14 protein-coding genes are annotated in these 17,223 nt (G+C 67.8%); 7 read left to right on the forward strand and 7 right to left on the reverse strand.

Going from position 1 to position 17,223, the window contains the following annotated elements:
* Position 1 precedes the first annotated feature (1 nt).
* Genes OHB23_RS05970 through OHB23_RS05990 form a run of 5 tightly spaced genes read left to right on the forward strand, consistent with a single transcriptional unit; the run spans position 2 to position 6,095 of the window.
* On the forward strand, positions 2–1,459 hold the full coding sequence (locus tag OHB23_RS05970; RefSeq protein ID WP_328811091.1) for an oligosaccharide flippase family protein: 1,458 nt from the start codon (positions 2–4) through the stop codon (positions 1,457–1,459).
* Entirely contained in the window at positions 1,456–2,613 is a 1,158-nt protein-coding gene (locus tag OHB23_RS05975) for a DegT/DnrJ/EryC1/StrS family aminotransferase (RefSeq protein ID WP_328811092.1), read from the forward strand. The genes OHB23_RS05970 and OHB23_RS05975 overlap by 4 nt, the downstream gene beginning before the upstream one ends.
* Positions 2,610–3,827: a rhamnosyltransferase WsaF family glycosyltransferase gene (locus tag OHB23_RS05980; RefSeq protein WP_328811093.1), complete on the forward strand. Its 1,218-nt coding sequence runs from the start codon at positions 2,610–2,612 to the stop codon at positions 3,825–3,827. The genes OHB23_RS05975 and OHB23_RS05980 overlap by 4 nt, the downstream gene beginning before the upstream one ends.
* A complete protein-coding gene (locus OHB23_RS05985; RefSeq protein ID WP_328811094.1) occupies positions 3,824–5,014 on the forward strand; it encodes a glycosyltransferase in 1,191 nt (396 codons plus the stop codon). Before OHB23_RS05980 ends, OHB23_RS05985 begins: the two co-directional genes overlap by 4 nt.
* A gap of 58 nt (positions 5,015–5,072) precedes the next feature.
* Positions 5,073–6,095, forward strand: coding sequence for a glycosyltransferase family 2 protein (locus tag OHB23_RS05990; protein ID WP_328811095.1), 1,023 nt, complete (start codon positions 5,073–5,075; stop codon positions 6,093–6,095).
* Here OHB23_RS05990 and OHB23_RS05995 read toward each other — a convergent pair.
* Together OHB23_RS05995 and OHB23_RS06000 are read right to left on the reverse strand one after the other, a co-directional pair.
* Positions 6,089–7,303 carry a hypothetical protein gene (locus OHB23_RS05995; protein ID WP_056441299.1) on the reverse strand — a complete coding sequence of 405 codons (1,215 nt, stop codon included), beginning with the start codon at positions 7,301–7,303 and terminating at the stop codon, positions 6,089–6,091. The genes OHB23_RS05990 and OHB23_RS05995 overlap by 7 nt on opposite strands.
* A gap of 19 nt (positions 7,304–7,322) precedes the next feature.
* Positions 7,323–8,657 carry an O-antigen ligase family protein gene (locus OHB23_RS06000; RefSeq protein WP_328811096.1) on the reverse strand — a complete coding sequence of 445 codons (1,335 nt, stop codon included), beginning with the start codon at positions 8,655–8,657 and terminating at the stop codon, positions 7,323–7,325.
* Between the two features lie 256 nt (positions 8,658–8,913).
* Here OHB23_RS06000 and OHB23_RS06005 point away from each other — a divergent pair, with 256 nt between their 5' ends.
* Positions 8,914–10,221, forward strand: coding sequence for a hypothetical protein (locus OHB23_RS06005; protein WP_328811097.1), 1,308 nt, complete (start codon positions 8,914–8,916; stop codon positions 10,219–10,221).
* Between the two features lie 17 nt (positions 10,222–10,238).
* Positions 10,239–11,144: a DUF6492 family protein gene (locus OHB23_RS06010; protein WP_328811098.1), complete on the forward strand. Its 906-nt coding sequence runs from the start codon at positions 10,239–10,241 to the stop codon at positions 11,142–11,144.
* On the opposite strand, the gene opgC is transcribed toward OHB23_RS06010, so the two are convergent.
* From opgC to OHB23_RS06035, 5 genes are all read right to left on the reverse strand, one after another.
* Positions 11,110–12,315 carry an OpgC domain-containing protein gene (opgC, locus tag OHB23_RS06015; protein WP_328811099.1) on the reverse strand — a complete coding sequence of 402 codons (1,206 nt, stop codon included), beginning with the start codon at positions 12,313–12,315 and terminating at the stop codon, positions 11,110–11,112. The genes OHB23_RS06010 and opgC overlap by 35 nt on opposite strands.
* Positions 12,285–14,069 carry a glycosyltransferase family 2 protein gene (locus OHB23_RS06020; RefSeq protein WP_328811100.1) on the reverse strand — a complete coding sequence of 595 codons (1,785 nt, stop codon included), beginning with the start codon at positions 14,067–14,069 and terminating at the stop codon, positions 12,285–12,287. Before OHB23_RS06020 ends, opgC begins: the two co-directional genes overlap by 31 nt.
* Complete coding sequence (locus OHB23_RS06025) at positions 14,066–14,683, reverse strand: acyltransferase (RefSeq protein WP_056441315.1); 618 nt, start codon at positions 14,681–14,683, stop codon at positions 14,066–14,068. The genes OHB23_RS06020 and OHB23_RS06025 overlap by 4 nt, the downstream gene beginning before the upstream one ends.
* A 221-nt stretch (positions 14,684–14,904) precedes the next feature.
* Entirely contained in the window at positions 14,905–15,786 is an 882-nt protein-coding gene (locus OHB23_RS06030; protein WP_328811596.1) for a MaoC/PaaZ C-terminal domain-containing protein, read from the reverse strand.
* A gap of 5 nt (positions 15,787–15,791) precedes the next feature.
* The gene (locus OHB23_RS06035; RefSeq protein ID WP_328811101.1) at positions 15,792–17,141 is read right to left on the reverse strand and encodes a 3-oxoacyl-ACP reductase; all 1,350 of its coding nucleotides are present in this window, start codon (positions 17,139–17,141) and stop codon (positions 15,792–15,794) included.
* Positions 17,142–17,223: the final 82 nt, after the last annotated feature.

Genomic DNA, 17,223 nt, shown 5'->3' on the forward strand with positions numbered 1-17,223 from the left:
CGTGACGATCACCGACGACCATTCGGTGAAGGGTGCCATCGCCTGGGGCAGTGTGGGATCGATCGGGCTTCGTCTCGGCAGCCTCGGGGTGGGCATCTTCCTGGCACGCATGTTCGTGCCCGAGGACTTCGCCGTGTTCGCGGTCGCCTTGACGGTGTCGACGGTTCTCACCTCGATCGCCGACCTGGGTCTGTCCTCGGGCCTCGTTCGGTCGAAGGACCCGCACGGCGACGCACCGACGACGGCGACCATCAGCCTCGTCGTCGGGTGCGTCTTCGCCCTGGTGCTTCTCGCCGCCGCACCTCTGATCGAGCGCACGTTCGCCGTCGAGGGCTCGGCGGCGGTCGTGGCCGTGCTCGGGCTGTCGATCCCGCTGGCATCGGCGGGCGTCGTCCCGTACGCCTTCCTGTTGCGGCGGTTCGATCAGAAGTCCCTTCTGGCCGCCGCGTCCGCCGACTTCGTCGTCAGTGCGGCGGTGACCGTCGTCCTGGTACTGGCCGATGTGGGACCGATGTCGCTGGCCATCGCCCGGATCGCGGGTCAGCTGTGTGCGACGGGCGTGCAGTTCTTTCGTGCGGACATGCTGCCGCACTTCGGGTTCGACCGGTCGAGACTGCGGCCGGCCCTGGCGTTCGGAGCTCCGATCGCTGCAGCGAACGTGCTGTCGTGGTCGGTCGTGAGCATCGACAACCTCGTGGTGGCGAGAGTCGTCGGGGACGTCGCACTCGGCTTCTACGCACTCGCCTTCAACATCTCCACCTGGCCGACCAATGCGATGGGCACCATCGTGCGCGCGGTGGCTCTACCGTGGTTCGCACGGGAGTCCGAACAGGCCGGGGGTGTGGGCGGACGGCGGGCTGCACTCGCGCGGGCCGGTGCGCTCACCTGGGCAGGCGCTCTTCCGACCGGGGTGCTGCTCGCCGTGATGGCCGCACCCGTCATCTCGGTGCTCTACGGCGACCGCTGGACCGACGCATCAGGAGCCCTGGTGGCCCTCGGAGTGTTCGCGACGCTGCGAGTCATGTTCGATCTCTTCGCGACCTACCTGCTCGCACACGGTGCATCGCGCGTGGTGCTGACGATCCAGGTGCTGTGGATCGGAATCCTGGTGCCGGCGAGCATCGTCGGTGCCCGTGTGGGGGGCATCGAGGGTGTCGGGTGGTCGCACACCGCGGTGGGCCTCGTCGTCGTCCTGCCCCTGTATCTGATCGCAGTGCACCGAGTAGGGGCGGACATCGGCGCGCTGGGTCGTGCGGCGATTCGTCCCCTGATGGCCTTCGTGCCCGCAGCGGCCGCGGCGTTCGCCGCAGTGTCCCTCATCTCGAACCCCTGGCTCGCCGTGGTCACGGGAGGCGGCGCGGCGGCGTGCGTCTACGCCGCAGCCCTGCACGGATGGGTCGTCGCCCTGATGAAAGACGAGAACACCACCGCAGCACCGAGACGAGGAGTAGTTCGATGACGACTGTCGATCAGTCGATCGCCGCAGTTCGCCCTGCAGGAGGCCCGATCCCGCTGGTGGATCTCGGCGCCCAGATCAGCGAGATCCGCGACGAGTTGTGGCCGGCGCTCCGCCGAGTCGTGGACGACACGGCGTTCATCGGTGGGTCTCCGGTCCGGGAGTTCGAGAGTGCGTACGCCGACTATCTCGGCTCCACGCACTGCATCGGAGTGGCGAACGGGACCGACGCGCTCGAGATCGCCCTCCGCAGTGTGGGGGTCGGCCCGGGCGACGAGGTGGTGGTTCCCGCGAACAGCTTCGTCGCGTCCGCCGAGGCGGTCGAGCGAATCGGTGCCGTGACGGTGTTCGCGGACGTCGATCCGGACCATCTGCTTCTCGATCCGGCATCCTGTGCGGAGGTCCTGACACCCCGCACGCGTGCGATCGTTCCCGTGCACCTGTTCGGTCAGGTGGCCCCGGTGGAGAACCTGGTGTCGTCGTGCGCGGCCGCGGGAATCTCGATCGTCGAGGACTGTGCCCAGGCGCAGGGCGCACGGCGGGGTGGACGGACGGCCGGAACGCTGGGCGACGTGTCCGCCACCAGTTTCTATCCTGGCAAGAACCTGGGTGCCGTGGGTGATGCGGGTGCCGTGGTGACGTCGAACGACGAGTTCGCTCGGACTGCGCGCATGCTCGGCGCGCACGGCAGCGTGGCGAAGTATCACCACGAGATTCTCGGTTTCAATTCCCGCCTCGACGCGGTGCAGGCGGTCGTGTTGTCGCTCAAGCTGACTCGGCTCGACGACTGGAACACCCGCCGCAGGTCCGCGGCCGCGCGGTACGAGCAGATGTTGGCCGACGTGCCCGAGGTGGTGACGCCGCAGTCGGCGTCGGGGAACGACGACGTGTGGCACCTCTACGTGGTCCGCGTCCAGGATCGGGATCGTGTCGTCACGCGTCTCGGCGAACTGGGTATCGGTGCGGGAGTGCATTATCCCGTCCCACTGCACCTCACACCCGCCCTCGCGCACCGTGGGCGTGGGGTCGGGGCGCACCCGGTGGCGGAGGCGGCTGCCGGTGAGATCCTGTCGTTGCCGCTGCACCCGCACATCACCGAACAGCAGCAACAGACGGTGGTCGCCGCACTGGTGAGTGCGATCCGGGGGTCGTCGTGACGAGGTCGTCCCGCGTCGGCAGGCTCGTGTCCTCGGGCTCGGTTCACGAGTTGACGCAGCGAGTGGTACGCCGTCTCTACGACCGGACCGGCGCTCACAGACTGGAGTTCCCGATTCGCGTCGGCGACATCGTCGACTCGTCGTCGGTGCGTCTGCCACCGCCGTCCACGAGGCAGATGTCCGACGCGCTGGTGGTCGGATGGGTGTGTTCTCCGCCGGGAGCAGCATCCGGGGGACACGCGACGATGTTCCGGATGGTGGCGGCGCTGGAGGATGCCGGACACGAGTGCCGAATTCTCCTGTACGACCCGCACGGGGTGGATCTGGCGCGGTATCGAGAGACGATCAGGGCCAGGTGGCCACATGTCCGGGCCGCGGTGGAGGACATCGACGCCGGCCTCGGTGTCGCGGACGCGTACGTCGCCACGTCCTGGCAGTCGGCGCACGTCCTCGCCGGCCGGGGTGACATCCCCGGAACGCGACTCTACTTCGTGCAGGACTACGAACCGTACTTCTACCCGCCGGGCAGCGAATACGCACTGGCGGAGGACACCTACCGCTTCGGCTTCCACCTTCTGGCGCTGGGTCACATGGTGCACGACGAGATCCGCACGAACGTGGGAGTCGACAGTTCGGTGATCGAGTTCGGTTGCGACACGGACACGTATCGGGTGCGCGGAGCGACTCCCCGTCACGGGATCGCCTTCTACTCGAGGCCGGACACGGCGCGACGAGGATCGATTCTGGCCGGCGTGGCGCTGGACGAGTTCCACGCCCGACGACCCGATCAGACCATTCACCTGATCGGCCCGCGTCCGTTGTCCATGTCTGCTCCCGCCGTCGAGCACGGTGTGCTCACCCCGGAAGAGCTCGCGGCTCTGTACAACTCGTGTGTCGGCGGAATAGGGCTCTCGTTCACGAACATCTCGCTGGTGGTGGAGGAGATGGCGATGTGCGGCGCCGTTCCCGTCGTCAACGAGTCGCCGCGAGCACGCGCTGATGTGGTGCATCCCGGTGTGGTGTGGGCGCAACCCACACCCGGTGCGCTCGCCACGGCGCTCTGCGACGTCGTCGACCACCACGACGTGACGGGAAGAGCGAGCGCCATGGGGCGCGCGCGCCGTCCGGGGTCCTGGGACCAATCCGGTCGGTCGCTGGTCACAGCACTGACGCTCGCAGTTCGGAACGAGGTCGAGAAAGTGATGACGCCGTGAGAATTCTCGTCATTCCGCACCAGATGTCCATGGGAGGCAGCCAGATCAATGCGATAGAGCTGGCCGCCAAGGTGCGCGACATGGGACACCACGTGGTGCTGTACGCACCGCACGGCGTCCTCGATCCGCTCGTCGACGAGGTCGGGGTGCCCCGCATCGTCAAACGAACCGACGCGGACCTGTCGCCAGGGTCCGTCCGGAGGCTCGTCGACATCGTCCGACGTGAACGTATCGATCTGATCCATGCGTACGAGTGGGGTCCGAGCCTGGAGGCGACGTTCGGGCCGCACCTGAGGTTCGGGGTGCCCGTACTCATGACGGTGCTGTCGATGGTCGTCGACGATTTCCTGCCCCGGCATCTGCCCATGACTCTCAGTACCCGCGAGATGGTGGACCAGAGGCGCGCGGTGCACGAGAGAGTGCTACTCACCGAGCCGCCCATCGACACGGATCTCAACACTGCCGGTGATCGTGCGGCGGCCCGCGCCGTCTTCGGATTCGAGGACGACGAGATCGTGGTGACCACGGTCTGCCGACTGACCTCCGACCTCGAGAAGCTCGAGGGCACACTCGTCGCCCTCGACGTTCTCGGCCGACTCGCGCACGATCGACGCGTGACGATGGTGATCGTGGGAGACGGTACCGGTCTCGACGAGGTCAGGCGACGAGCGGACATCGTCAATGCCGATCACGGCCGCACCGTGATCCACGTGACGGGACAGCTGCTCGATCCGCGGCCGGCGTACGACGCCGCCGACGTCATGATCGGGATGGGCAGCTCGGCCCTGAAGGGTCTCGCGTTCGGGAAGCCTCTGGTGGTGCAGGGTGAGGGCGGTTACTGGAAGCTGCTGACTCCCGACACCGTCGACGAGTTCCTCTACGCGGGATGGTTCGGCCGGGGAGGGCGCGGTGCCGCCGACTTCGAACCGGAGATCGTGCGCGTGCTCGATGACCGGGCCCTGCGCACCGAACTGGGTGTGTACGGCCTCGAACTGGCTCGGCGACGGTACTCGTTGACGGTCCTGGCGTCGGCACTCGAGTCGATGTACGAGGACGTCCTGTCGAGTGCGCCGGGGCGTGAACCACGCGCGCTCGCGCGATCGGCTCGCGAGGTTGCGAAGTTCCTCGCGTACAGGGTCGTACATCCGTCACCGGTCGCGTCGTCCGCCGACGGCCGGACCGCCTGACACCGTGCGTCGGGTCCCGTTCCCGCTCGCGAGTACCGCTGACGGTCGACGAGCGACCGTGTCGGTCGTCGTCCCCTGCTTCGACTACGCGCACTTCCTGCCGTCGGCGGTGATGTCCGTCCTCGACCAGACGGAGGTCGACGTGGAGGTCGTGATCGTCGACGATGCGTCGACGGACGACAGCCTCGCCGTGGCCACCGCTCTGGCGGAACGCTTCTCGATGGTCTCCGTCCTGGCACACACCACCAACCGCGGCCCGGTCGAGACCTTCAACGATGGTCTGGCCCGCGCACGCGGGGAGTTCCTGGTACGCCTGGACGCCGACGACATGCTGACACCCGGCTCGCTCGAGCGGTCCGCACGAGTGCTGCGGGACCGGCCCGGTGTGGGAATGGTGTATGGCCACCCCCTGCACATGTCCGGGGACGTGTGTCCGGCGCCGTCCACCCGGATCAGGGACGTGACCATCTGGTCCGACGGGGAATGGCTGCGCGACCGGTGCGTCGATGCACTCAACGTGGTGACCTCGCCGGAAGTCATGATGCGAATGTCGCTGGTGAACGAGGTCGGAGGTCAGATGCCGCTCGCCCACACCCACGACATGGAGATGTGGTTCAGACTGGCAGCGTTCGCGGACGTCGCCTACATCCGCGGTGTGGATCAGGCCTGGCATCGCGACCACCCCGCCAGTCTGTCCGCCCGCGAGGTGGATCCGATGCGCGACCTGTCGGAGCGGCGCGCGGCCTTCGACACCCTGTTCTCCGGTCCAGCAGGTGAGGTGGACGGCGCCGCGGAGATGTACGCCGCCGCTCGGAACGCTCTCGCTCGCGACGCCCTGCAGCGTGCCCGCGGGGCTTTCGACCGGCGCGCGGTCGATCTCGACCTCGTGGACCGCTGTCGAAGGTTCGCGGCCGGCGTCGACCCGGGCATCATCGGCACGACGGCGTGGGCCACCGTCGACGCGAGAGTGCGCCGCGGAGCGGGATCGGCTGTCCGCCCGTCCTACGTCGCCGACAGGGTCGCCCGCCGACTGCGGTCACAGGCCGCATGGCGGCGGTGGCACCGCGACGGCGTCTACTGACGATCGGCTTCGTCTCGCGTCCGAGCCGAGCGATCGGCCGTGTCTCCGTTCGGTCGCCCGATGCGCGGTGTGGGTCGTACGGAGCTGCCGGTCCGTGACCTGGTGACGGTCGTCGTGGTCGTCTCGTCCGGTGTCCGATGTTGCACGGTCAGAGCCGGTGTGGTGGCCGGTGTCGGCCGACGCGCGGGGATGACCGACGGCATGCTCGGTGGGCGTTGTCTCGTCGAGGTCTTCGGCTCCACGGTGGTCGCGGAGCGTGTGGTGGCGGATTCCCGTGCCGGTACGGGATTCGGTCCGGTGCCGTCGACCCGGTCGATCGGCGTGCCGGTCGGCGTCGTGGTGGGCCGACCGTGCGGCCGCGCCGGGATTCTGGTGGGCGCGGGCGTGGCCGCCGGAGTCTGCGGCCGTGGGGACGGCAGGGACGGTTCGGGAGCCGGCAGAGCCGACACCACGGGTACCGGACGCGTGACCTCCTGATCGTCCGACACGGGTGTCGCGCGACGGAGGTCGAGCGTGCTCGTCGTCCCGTCGTCCGGCCGGGTCCGAGTCGACGGCTCCACCGGGGGCTTCGACGGGGTCCGTCGACGGTCGTCCAGCGCACGGGCCACGGAGATGGCGCCGACCAGCAGCACGATGCCGCCGATTCCGGCCACCGCAGCATTGCGAAGACGGCTCGACACTCGCTCCACGGCTCCGGTGGGGATGTTGATCGGCTGGATCGTGATCATGAACTCCGGGGACGCGCCGTTCACCGACTGAGCGTCCCGTACCTGGACACTCAGCAGTTCGCCCAGTCGTGCAGCGGTCGCGACGGCCACGGCAGGGTCGGGTGCCGACGCGGTGATGGTCAGGATCTGAGCGGTGGTGGCGAGGCCCTGGCCGACAGTGAACTCGGTCGACAGCCCCTCGTTCTCGAGGATCGAACCGACGTCCTCCGACGACAGACGAGTGCGACCGACCTCGAGTACGAGTGTGGGATCGGTGGATCGGAGATACGGATTGTCAGCTCTGGCACCGAGTTCCGGGTCCGCGTCGATCGCGAGATCGCTGGGCAGCGACGGGGTGATCATCGCGTAGGACGACGATGCCTGGTACGCGCGCGGACCGAAGAAGAGCGCTCCCACGACCAGTGCACCGGCGAGCACGGCGAACGGTAGGGCGATGTACTTGTGACGCCACACGATGCGCACGACTGTCATCGGATCCATAGCGAGAGCCTTTCGGTGATCATGAGGGTGCGGCCGATCCGCGAGGTGCCGTGTTCCGAGCGATCATCCAGACCGCTCCGGACAACCCGACGAAGATCGGGAAGACGATGGTGAAGACCGGGAACGACAGCGAGTCGAACACTGCCGAACCGACGGCGGCGACGGCGCACGCGGCCCCGACGCTTGCCGCCAGCAACCGAAGCGACGGCTCACTCGACCAGAACGCCACTCCCACAGCCGCTACGACGGGCGTGAGCATGAAGAGCATCAGTGCGACCACGCCGATGAGCCCGAGTTCGATGGCACTGTTGAGGTATTCGTTGTCCAGGATCTGCAGGGCATTGGTCGGCATGTAGGTTGCCGGTCCGCTACCGAAGAACGGGTGACGTTCGATCATCGCCTGAATTCTCGGGTAGTTGTTCACGCGCGTGAGCAGCGACGGATCCGACTCGGCGTCCGCGAACAGCGTGGCCCGAAGCGTGGCGATCAGACCGGGTACGGACACGAAGAGAACCACCACGACGAAGGGGATGGCGATCGCCGACCAGCGACGCGCGAAACGGGGGAGGAACGGCACCGTGACGATCGCCCCGACGACCAGACCGAGAATGGCTGACCGCGACACCGTGATGACGGAAGCGAATGCAATTGCACCACATTGGGTCCAGTGCACCCAGGCCCGTCCGGACGGGTCGTGGAGCGCCCGCCACACCGCGAGCGGAAGGACCATCGCGAGGACGAGTCCCAGTTCGATCGGAGTGAAGGTGTTGCCGGCGACCCGAGTCAGCAGACCGCGCGCCTGGAAGGTCGTCGCTCCACCGTTGTCCGTCATCCCGACCATCAGAGTGCGGACGTGGTCGAGCGGGTCCGTCTTCATGACGAACTGGTACAGCGCGACGGCCGCACACACCGTCGCCGCGCGAACGAAGGTACGCGACAGTGTCATCGCGTGGTCGAGGGTGCGGACGGTCTCCGCGGTGACGGCGATGAGGGCCGTGATCGCGAACATCGTCAGGATCCACCGATCCGCGGACGCTCGCTGCACCTCGTCGACGTCGGACATGCGGATGTAGGACAGGACGGACGACAGCCACAGTGCTGCGAGTCCGATCCGTGCGGGGTGGCGATGAGGAATGGGGTCGTGTGCGCGCCACACCACGGCAGCGGCCCACACGACGAACATCGCGATGGCAACCAGCATCGCGGCGTATCCCACGGCCCCGATGGGTGCGAACACCATGTTGGCGGGAAGCACCAGAGCCGCCACGACGATGATCCGAAGCAACAGCGGGATCGCACCGACTGACGACTCCGAGCCGGCGCGACGTCCCGGAGGCGCTGTGCTGCTTACCATGTGGTGGTTCCTCGCGATCGGCCGCGCAGAGCGGTGAGGTCGGTCGTGCACCCCCCGATGAACCAACCGTCGTCGATAACATACCGCACGACTGCTCTTCGGGTCCGTTCCGAGGAGAAGGATCGGTCGATCGAATGACACCTTGCCCATCGGTATGGTTTCCGGGTTCGAGAGATGGAACAGTGGGCCCCACAACGAGACACCGCCGCTCGTCGGGTGTGTATTCCGGTGCTCGACTTCCGAGAGGTTCTCCGTCATGAGACGCACACGAGTCGGCACGGTTCTCGCGGTCCTGGTCCTCGCGATCAGCGGGTGCACCGCGATCGAACCGCCGGGGACGTCGGCCGCGTCTCCCACGCCCGTCTCGTCCTCGTCCGTGGTCGTGCGTCAGGTCGACGGTGGTCCCGACTTCTACTCGCGATTCACCGACTCTCTGCCCGACGACCCCGACTTCTTCCCCATGGCGGTGTGGTCCGAGTCGGTGGTCGACGACACGGGGTGGCCCGTGGAGAAGGCCGCCGGCATCAACGTGTATCTCGAGCCGACGGCGGACACGGACCTGCAACGCATCGCCGACAACGGTATGTACGCGATCACGAGCTCGAGCACACCGGAGGGCCCGGTGGCCGGCTACTTCACCGCCGACGAGGCGGACATGTGGGCGGGTCCCGGAAGTGCTGCGGCTACCGGACTCAGGCCGGGCGAAGGGGATGTCTGCGAACCGTCCGACGAGCCGTGCGGGTACTCGGTGATGGCGAAGGCCGCCGAGGACGCGCCGGACGGGGCTCTGCGTTTCACCAACTACGGCAAGGGAGTCGCGTACTGGGAGTCGGACGAGCAGGCCGGCCGCTTCGTGAACGAGTACCAGGACGTGGTGTCCGCGGACGTGTACTGGTTCACCGACCCCTCGGTGTGCGCCGGGACCGAGGGCGGCGGGCTGGTCAACGACGGCGAGACCGTTCCGGACGACAGGTGCCGTCTCGCTGCCAACTACGGGCGGACGGTGGAGCGCGTCCGGTCGCTCGTCGATCCGCCGGGAAGCCGACCGGTGTGGGGATTCGTCGAGGTGGGACATCCGTTCCGTGAGGAGTGGGCCCCCACCATCACGGTGCCGGAGATCCGAGCCGCCGTGTGGAGCAGTCTCATCGCCGGAGCCCGCGGAATCACCTACTTCGTTCACAACTTCGGGGGGCCCTGTCCCACCCAGCACGCGATTCGCGACTGCGGCAGCGAACTGAGGGAGGGAATCGAGAGAACCGGTCGGGAGGTCGCGGAACTCGCCCCGGTCCTGAACTCCCCCTCGGTGGACGGACTGGTGCACCACGACTCCCGGATCGCGACGTCGACCCGCATCCACGGTGATGCGCTCTACATTCTCGCCGGATCCACCGAGCCGGGTCCGGTCGACGCGGAGATCACCGTCGACTGCGCGGTGTCGACGGCGTCGGTGGTCGGCGAGGGTCGCGACGTCCCGATCACCGACGGCCGCATCTCGGACACGTTCGAGGACGGCAACGCCGTCCACATCTACCAGTTGCCGGGCGGCGCAGCATGTCTGACCTGACGCGGACGATCGAGATCGTGACACCGTCCTATGCACCCGATCTGGCGCTCTTCGAGGACCTGCACAGTTCGGTGGTGCGATTCACTGCCGACGAGGTTCGGCACAGGGTGATCGTGCCGCGCCGGGACGAGGCGCTGTTCACGGCGATCGGGTCCTCTCGTCTGGTGGTCTCGACCGTCGACGACGTCCTGCCGACGTCGTTCGTGTCTGTCGCCGCTGTGACCGACATGGTCCGGCGGCTCAGCCGGGTGTCGGCGATAGGAAAGATCCAACAACTGGATCTGACGCGCCCGTGGCTCCCGGTACGGGGATGGATCGTGCAACAGGTCGTGAAGATTGCCATCGCGGCGGAGTCCACGGCATCCGTGGTCCTGCTGGCGGATTCGGACCTGACGTTCGTGTCCACAGTGGCGGCGGACGACTTTCTGCGTGACGGTGTCGTCCGCCTGTACTCGAGAGCAACAGGGGTCCATGCCGGAATGGCGGATCATCTGGATTGGCATCGGTCGGCTCGCCGGTTGCTCGGCCTGGACGAGACTGTGACCCCTCCGTTGCCGGATCACATCTGTGGCCTCGTCGCGTGGGACCCACGCCTCGTGCGCTCGATGGTGGACCACATCGCCGCCGTGGGCGGTCGTCACTGGATCCGCTGTGTCACCGCGGAACGTCATGTGTCCGAGTTCATCCTGTACGGCACGTACGTCGCCGAACTCGCCGATACACGTGACCGATCGTTCCTGTCCGATGATCCGCGGTGCCTCAGCCACTGGAGCACCGACACCTTGACGGAAAGCGACGGGCTCGCGTTCGCGTCGGCGGCACGCCCGTCCGACATCGCCGTCCAGATCCAGTCCACCTCGTGCACGACGCCGGAGACGCGGCGGTATCTCACGAAGTCCGTGATCGCCCGTCTGGCTCGGTGACTCCCGCCGGCGGCACGGGCTGATCCGGCAGTGTCTGCCGTCGTGAGGTGAGATCGTCGCGCAGAGCGGACAGACCTCGTCCCACTCGTCCTCGGGCCAGCGCGACCGGATACATCGCCAGCGCGACGCCGATGCCGGCGATCTGAGCGGCAACAGTAGTCGGGTCCTCGCCGATGGCCAGCGGGAGAACCAGATTGGCCAGACACAGTGCGATGAAGCACGCGAGGCTCCGCGACCCGATGATCCGTACGGCCCGCACCGCTGCAGGGGCACGGGACACGGCCGTTCTGGCGCACTGGTAGAGCACGACGAAGGCACACCACGCGAGAACGATGCGACCGGGACCGCACTCGGCCTTCCCGAACACCACCTCCTGCACGCCGTCGTTCGGCAGGAGGACAGCGATCGCAGCCACCACCGTTCCTGTCACGATCGCAGCAGACAGGGCGCGCGGGCCACGGAGCACTGCGACGACGGTCTGCCATCGCCACCCGAGCACATAGGCGCCCGTGAACAGGAACTGCCAGCAGGCGACATCGAAGAACGCGTCACCGTACGGGCGATTGGGAAGAGCGCCGTGCGTCGACACCGACCCCGCCGTGTACACCAGAGCGCTCAGCACGAGGACGAGCACACCTCGTCTGGCAGCCAGTAACGGCGCACTGACGGCTGTGGAGAGAAGCAGCACGACGTACATGGACAGCATGTCGACGTTGCCGGGATTCACCTGCAGTGTGAGCGTCCAGAAGATCAAGCGGGACAACGACTCGGGTCCTCGATCCGGGAGTCCGTCGAGATGGGCGAGGAATCCGTCGACGATCGCGAGACCCACGATGGCGATGTGGGCGACATAGAGGAGGGCGGTGCGCTTCAGCCGTCGGGTGCGGAGTGCCGCGACACCGTTCGCCCGCGCGGTCCTCCCGTGCACCATGCCCAGGACGAGACCGGACATGAGGACGAAACCCGAGGCACCGTCCACCCAGGGTTGGAAATGCACGATTCTCCACATCGTCGACCCCGACGAGAGGTGCGTCAGAACCATGCTGAGAACGCAGAGGCCCCGGACGACGTCGATGGCATCGTCTCTACCGAGTCTCGGAGAGGGTGAGATCGCAGGCGTCGACATCGAGTACGGTTCGTTCACGTCCTGCTCGTGTCGTCGCGGGCCCATCGGGCGGACGTGCGCCGAGACGCGCGTCGGCCCAGGGCGGCGAAGAGGCAGTACACCGCCGCGTCCAGGAGTGTTCCGGGACCGTGGACGGTACCGGCGACGTGCCGGAGCGTCCCGGTCGAGCTGGTGGTGGCAGGGGCGTCGCGGTTGCCCGAGTAGTTGCGCGACAGCACGGCGATCAAGGCTGCAGGAGTGCGGGGAACGAGCACGACGACGGGATCGGTGTCCACGACGATCTTCTCGTCGGTCGCGAACGCCGCGTCCACCACGACGTCGTCGGCGACCACGTCGGGGAACCGGCCCACCCTCGCGTGACCCTCCTCGGACAGGGCATAGCAGCCCGCGCCCCAGAGGTGGGATCGGACGAGGGGGAGCGAGGACCGCGCGCGGTAGTAACGCCGGACCAGGTGGCCCGCACCCGTCGCGTCGTATCGCGACGCGGGTCGGGCAGCGAGCAGCGTGCCGTCGGCCAGGGCGGTCACCAGATCGACGACGGCCGCAGGTGTGATGACGACGTCGGCATCGAGGTACACGCGTGGCCACAGCTCGGCCACCTCGTCCGCACCGTTCATCGCCGCTGTCTTCGACGCGACGTCCAGGTCGAGAACACGGACACCCGGGCGACCTGCTGCGATGCGAGCGGTGTCGTCGGTGCAGCCGTTGCACGCGACGATCACCTCCACGACACCTCGGGCGGCGAGGTCGGCGAGTGCGTCGAGCGTCCGGGCGATGACGCGGGACTCGTTGTGCGCCGGGATGACGACCGAGCCCATGTCCCGACACTCTGTCGGACGGGGGGTCTCGGCTCGGAGGAGGTTCGACCACTCGTGGCGCCTGGCAACAGCCCGGTAGGTTGCCCTGTGCTTCGATGACCAGCAGCGCACGGCCTCACCGAACAGGGTCACCGCGTGGAACGCGGTGACGAACGACCGTGCGTGATACTTCTGGACGTAGCGAATCTTGTTGACGGTCAGAAGATCTGACAGCGCCTGTGAGCTCCCGGACCCGCCGCCGGTGTGCTCCACCCGGGCCTCGGGAACGTACAGGACGAGTCCGTGGGAACGAAGCCTGCGGAAGTAGTCGGTCTCCTCCGAGTAGAGGAAGAAGCGTTCGTCCCACGGGCCTACCGCGTCGAGCGCTCCCGCCGACATCATCATCGCCGCCCCGGTGGCCCACTCGATGGAATGGGCGCGGTCGTAGACCGCGACGTCGCGGATCGTCTCGCTCGCCCACACAGGCCTGCGAGGCAGGCGGGCGCCCAGCATCGCGTCGACGAGGGTGGCGGGCAGGCGAGGCTCACGTCGGAGAGAGAACGACAGTCGGCCGTCGACGTCGTGCAGACGCGGGACAGCGGCGACCACACCCGGTTCACGCAGGGCGGCACGCAGTGCGGTGACGCACCCCGGCTGCACGACGCAGTCGGGATTGAGGATCAGCACGGCGCGAGTGGCCCCGATGCGTGACCGCGCGACGTTGATCGCGCCCGCGTACCCCAGATTCACCTCTCCGGCGACCACGATGACGTCATCGTGGGCGGCCAGAGTCGACGCCGTGCCGTCTCCGGAGTTGTTGTCGACCACCACTACTCGTATCGACGACACCGCGGCCTCCGACCGCAGACTGTCGACGAGCGTGCTGATCGAGTCCGCATTGCGGTATGTCACGATCACGACGGCGACATCGGCCGTCGACTCGTCCGTGGTGAAGCGATCCTGTCGAACGAGGGAGTCCGGCCGTGCAGGAGGGGCGATCACGGTCGGAGTGGGGTGGCCGAGGGGTACACGCCGTCATCGCGCAGTTCGTGTGCGACCCCGCACTCACACGTGAGGTCCTCCGCGAGACGGGCACCGCATCGGCACACCCATCCGATCTGCCGGGCCGGGTTGCCGACGACGAAAGCGTGGCGCGGCACGTCGCGGTTCACCACTGCTCCGGCTCCGACGAAGGACGATTCCCCGACCGTCACCCCGCACACGACGACGACACCGGCACCCAGCGTCGCACCACGCCGGATCAGAGTGGACGACAACGATTCCCCTGATCGGCTGATGTGAGCGCGCGGGCGCAGATCGTTCGTGAAGGTGACGCCGGGACCCAGGAAGACCTCGTCCTCGACCGTCACGCCGTCGAACAGCAGGACGCGGTTCTTCACGGTGACACCGTCGCCGATCCGTACACCGCCCTCGACGAAGACGTGGTCGCAGATGTTGCAGTCCGAGCCCACGACCGCGCCCGAGAGGATGTGCGCGAAGGCCCAGACCCGGGTGCCGGGACCGACGTGCGTGCTCTCGCACAGCGCGGCAGGATGAACGTACGGTCCGGTCTCACTGTCGGCGTGCTCACGCCGGGCCCCCGTGGCGATGCCCATGTCTCCCCTGACCGCTCACGTCCTCCCCGAAACCGACCTCGATCCTGCTGGAACGGCGTGTCGCGGGTGATGAGTTCGAATCTAGAGTGGCCGAGTCGGTCTGACCAGTCGTTCATACGACTGACCGACTCAGATGTGCCCGACCGACGACCGCACCCCGCCCCGAACCCGCGGAACCGGCGAGTCGAGGAGGGGTGCGGAGGAGGAGTTACGACGAGGAGTCAGCGCAGGGTGCCCGTCAGGAACGGGTAGCCCTTCTTCGGGTGCTTCAGCGCCACGTCCCATTGCCCCGGCCCGACGCCCGTGCCCACCCGCTCGGCGTACACGTTGATCTTGGCGGGCAACACGATCGGCTTGCCGAAGCGCACCGAGTACGTGACACGGTCCTGGATCTTGCCGTCGACGGCGCTGAGTACGGCCGCCGCACTCCACATCCCGTGAGCGATGGTGCGCGGGAAGCCGAAGGCCTTGGCGCCCAGCGACGAGACGTGGATCGGGTTGCGGTCACCACTCACCGCCGCGTAGCGCGAGATGGTCTTCTGGTCCACCCGCAGAGTCGAGGTGGGCGGCGGCGGGACCTCGTCGGCCGGCGGTGCCTCGCGAGGTCCACCGGACAGCGACGTCTTCTGGAGGCTGAGGAAGGTGGACGTCTGACGCCACACCAGCTCTCGGCCCACCGACACGTCGCTGACGACGTCGACGAGCAGTCCCTTCCGGTGCTCGCGGACGATCTCCGCGTGCACCGCGATGTCGAGGGGCTCCGAGGTCCCGATGGGGCGGAAGCTCTCGATCACGTTCTCCGCGTGCACCGATCCCATGGCTGCGAACGGGAAGTCCTTGGACACCATGAGGGACATCACGGTGGGGAACACCAGGGTGAAGGGGTACGTCAGCGGCAGGGTGTCGCTGAGACGGAGGCCGGTCACCTTGGCGTACGTCGCGAGGTTGTCCCGATCGATCCGGATTCCGCCGAGGGTGTACGTCGCGTCCGGTGCCGTCGGCGTGCGCTTGCCGCCGCCGATGATCGGCAGCGAGTCGAGAGCCGCGCGGGTGTAGATGTCGCGGATCCTCGGCGGGCCGTCGAGCGGGATCACCGTGGCCACGTCGCTCACGCTCCGATCAGGGACTGGCCGCACACGCGGACGATCTGACCGGTGACGGCGTTGGAGGCCGGGCTCGCGAAGTACGCGATGGTCTCCGCGACGTCGACGGTCTGGCCGCCCTGCAGCAGCGAGCTCATCCGGCGGCCGGCCTCGCGAGTGGCGAACGGAATGGCCGCGGTCATGGCCGTCTCGATGAAGCCGGGCGCCACCGCGTTGATGGTGATGTCCTTCTTCGCCAGTTCGGGTGCCTCGGCGTGCACCAGGCCGATGACGCCGGCCTTGGACGTGCCGTAGTTTGTCTGGCCGCGGTTGCCGGCGATGCCCGCGATGGAGGACACGTCGATCACGCGGCCGCCGTCGTTCAGCGTGCCGGACGTCACCAGAGCGGTGGTGAGGCGGTGCGGCGCTGCGAGGTTGACGCCGATGACGGAGTTCCACCGGCCGTCGTCCATGTTGGCGAGGAGCTTGTCGCGCGTGATGCCGGCGTTGTGGACGACGATGTCGAGGCCGCCGCTGTGGCGCTCCTTCACGTGCTTCTCGAGCACCTCGGCGGCGTCGGGAGCCGTGACGTCGAGTGCCAGCGACGTGCCGCCGACCTTGTTGGCGGTCTGCGAGAGGGCCTCGCCGGCCGCGGGGATGTCGGCGCAGATGACGTGCGCGCCGTCGCGTGAGAGAACCTCGGCGATGGTGGCGCCGATGCCACGGGCGGCGCCGGTGACCAGAGCGACCTTGCCTTCGAGCGGCCGGTCCCACGAGGCGGGGGCCGTGGACCCGTCCTTGCCGACGGCGATGACCTGACCGGACACGAACGCGGACTTGGCCGAGAGCAGGAAGCGCAGGGTGGACTCGACACCGGACAGGTCCGGCGCGGCGTCGGGGGAGACGTAGACCAGCTGCGCGGTGCCGCCGCGGCGCAGTTCCTTGCCGACGCTGCGGGTGAAGCCCTCGAGCGCGCGCTGAGCGATGTGCTCCTCGATGTCGCCGGTCTCCTCGGGCGTGGTGCCGAGGACGACGACGCGGCTCGACGGTCCGAGGTTTCGGACCGCGGGCTGGAAGAACTGGTACAGCTGCTCGAGCTGCTCGATGTTCTCGATGCCGGTGGCGTCGAACACGAGGCCGCCCAGCTTGTCGTCGTGCGGGCTCGCGGCGGGGTAGTCCGAGAGCAGCACGCGCAGCGGCTCGACGAGGCGACCGCTGCCGCCGATCAGGACCGGGCCGGCGAGCGGAGGCTCACCCGGCTGGTAGCGACGCAGAGTCTCCGGCTTCGGCAGTCCCGCCTGCTTGGCGAGAAACGCGCCGGGAGCAGAGGAGAGGAACTGCGAGTAGAGGTCAGGGGCTCCCTTGGTGGCTGCCATGTTCCTACCTTCGTGTCGGGTATGTCGAACGGTATCGACAAGTAACTTACTCGTGAGTAAGAATAGAGTCCACGACGAAGCG

It is taken from the genome of Rhodococcus sp. NBC_00294 (assembly GCF_036163995.1).
Classification (GTDB): domain Bacteria; phylum Actinomycetota; class Actinomycetes; order Mycobacteriales; family Mycobacteriaceae; genus Rhodococcoides.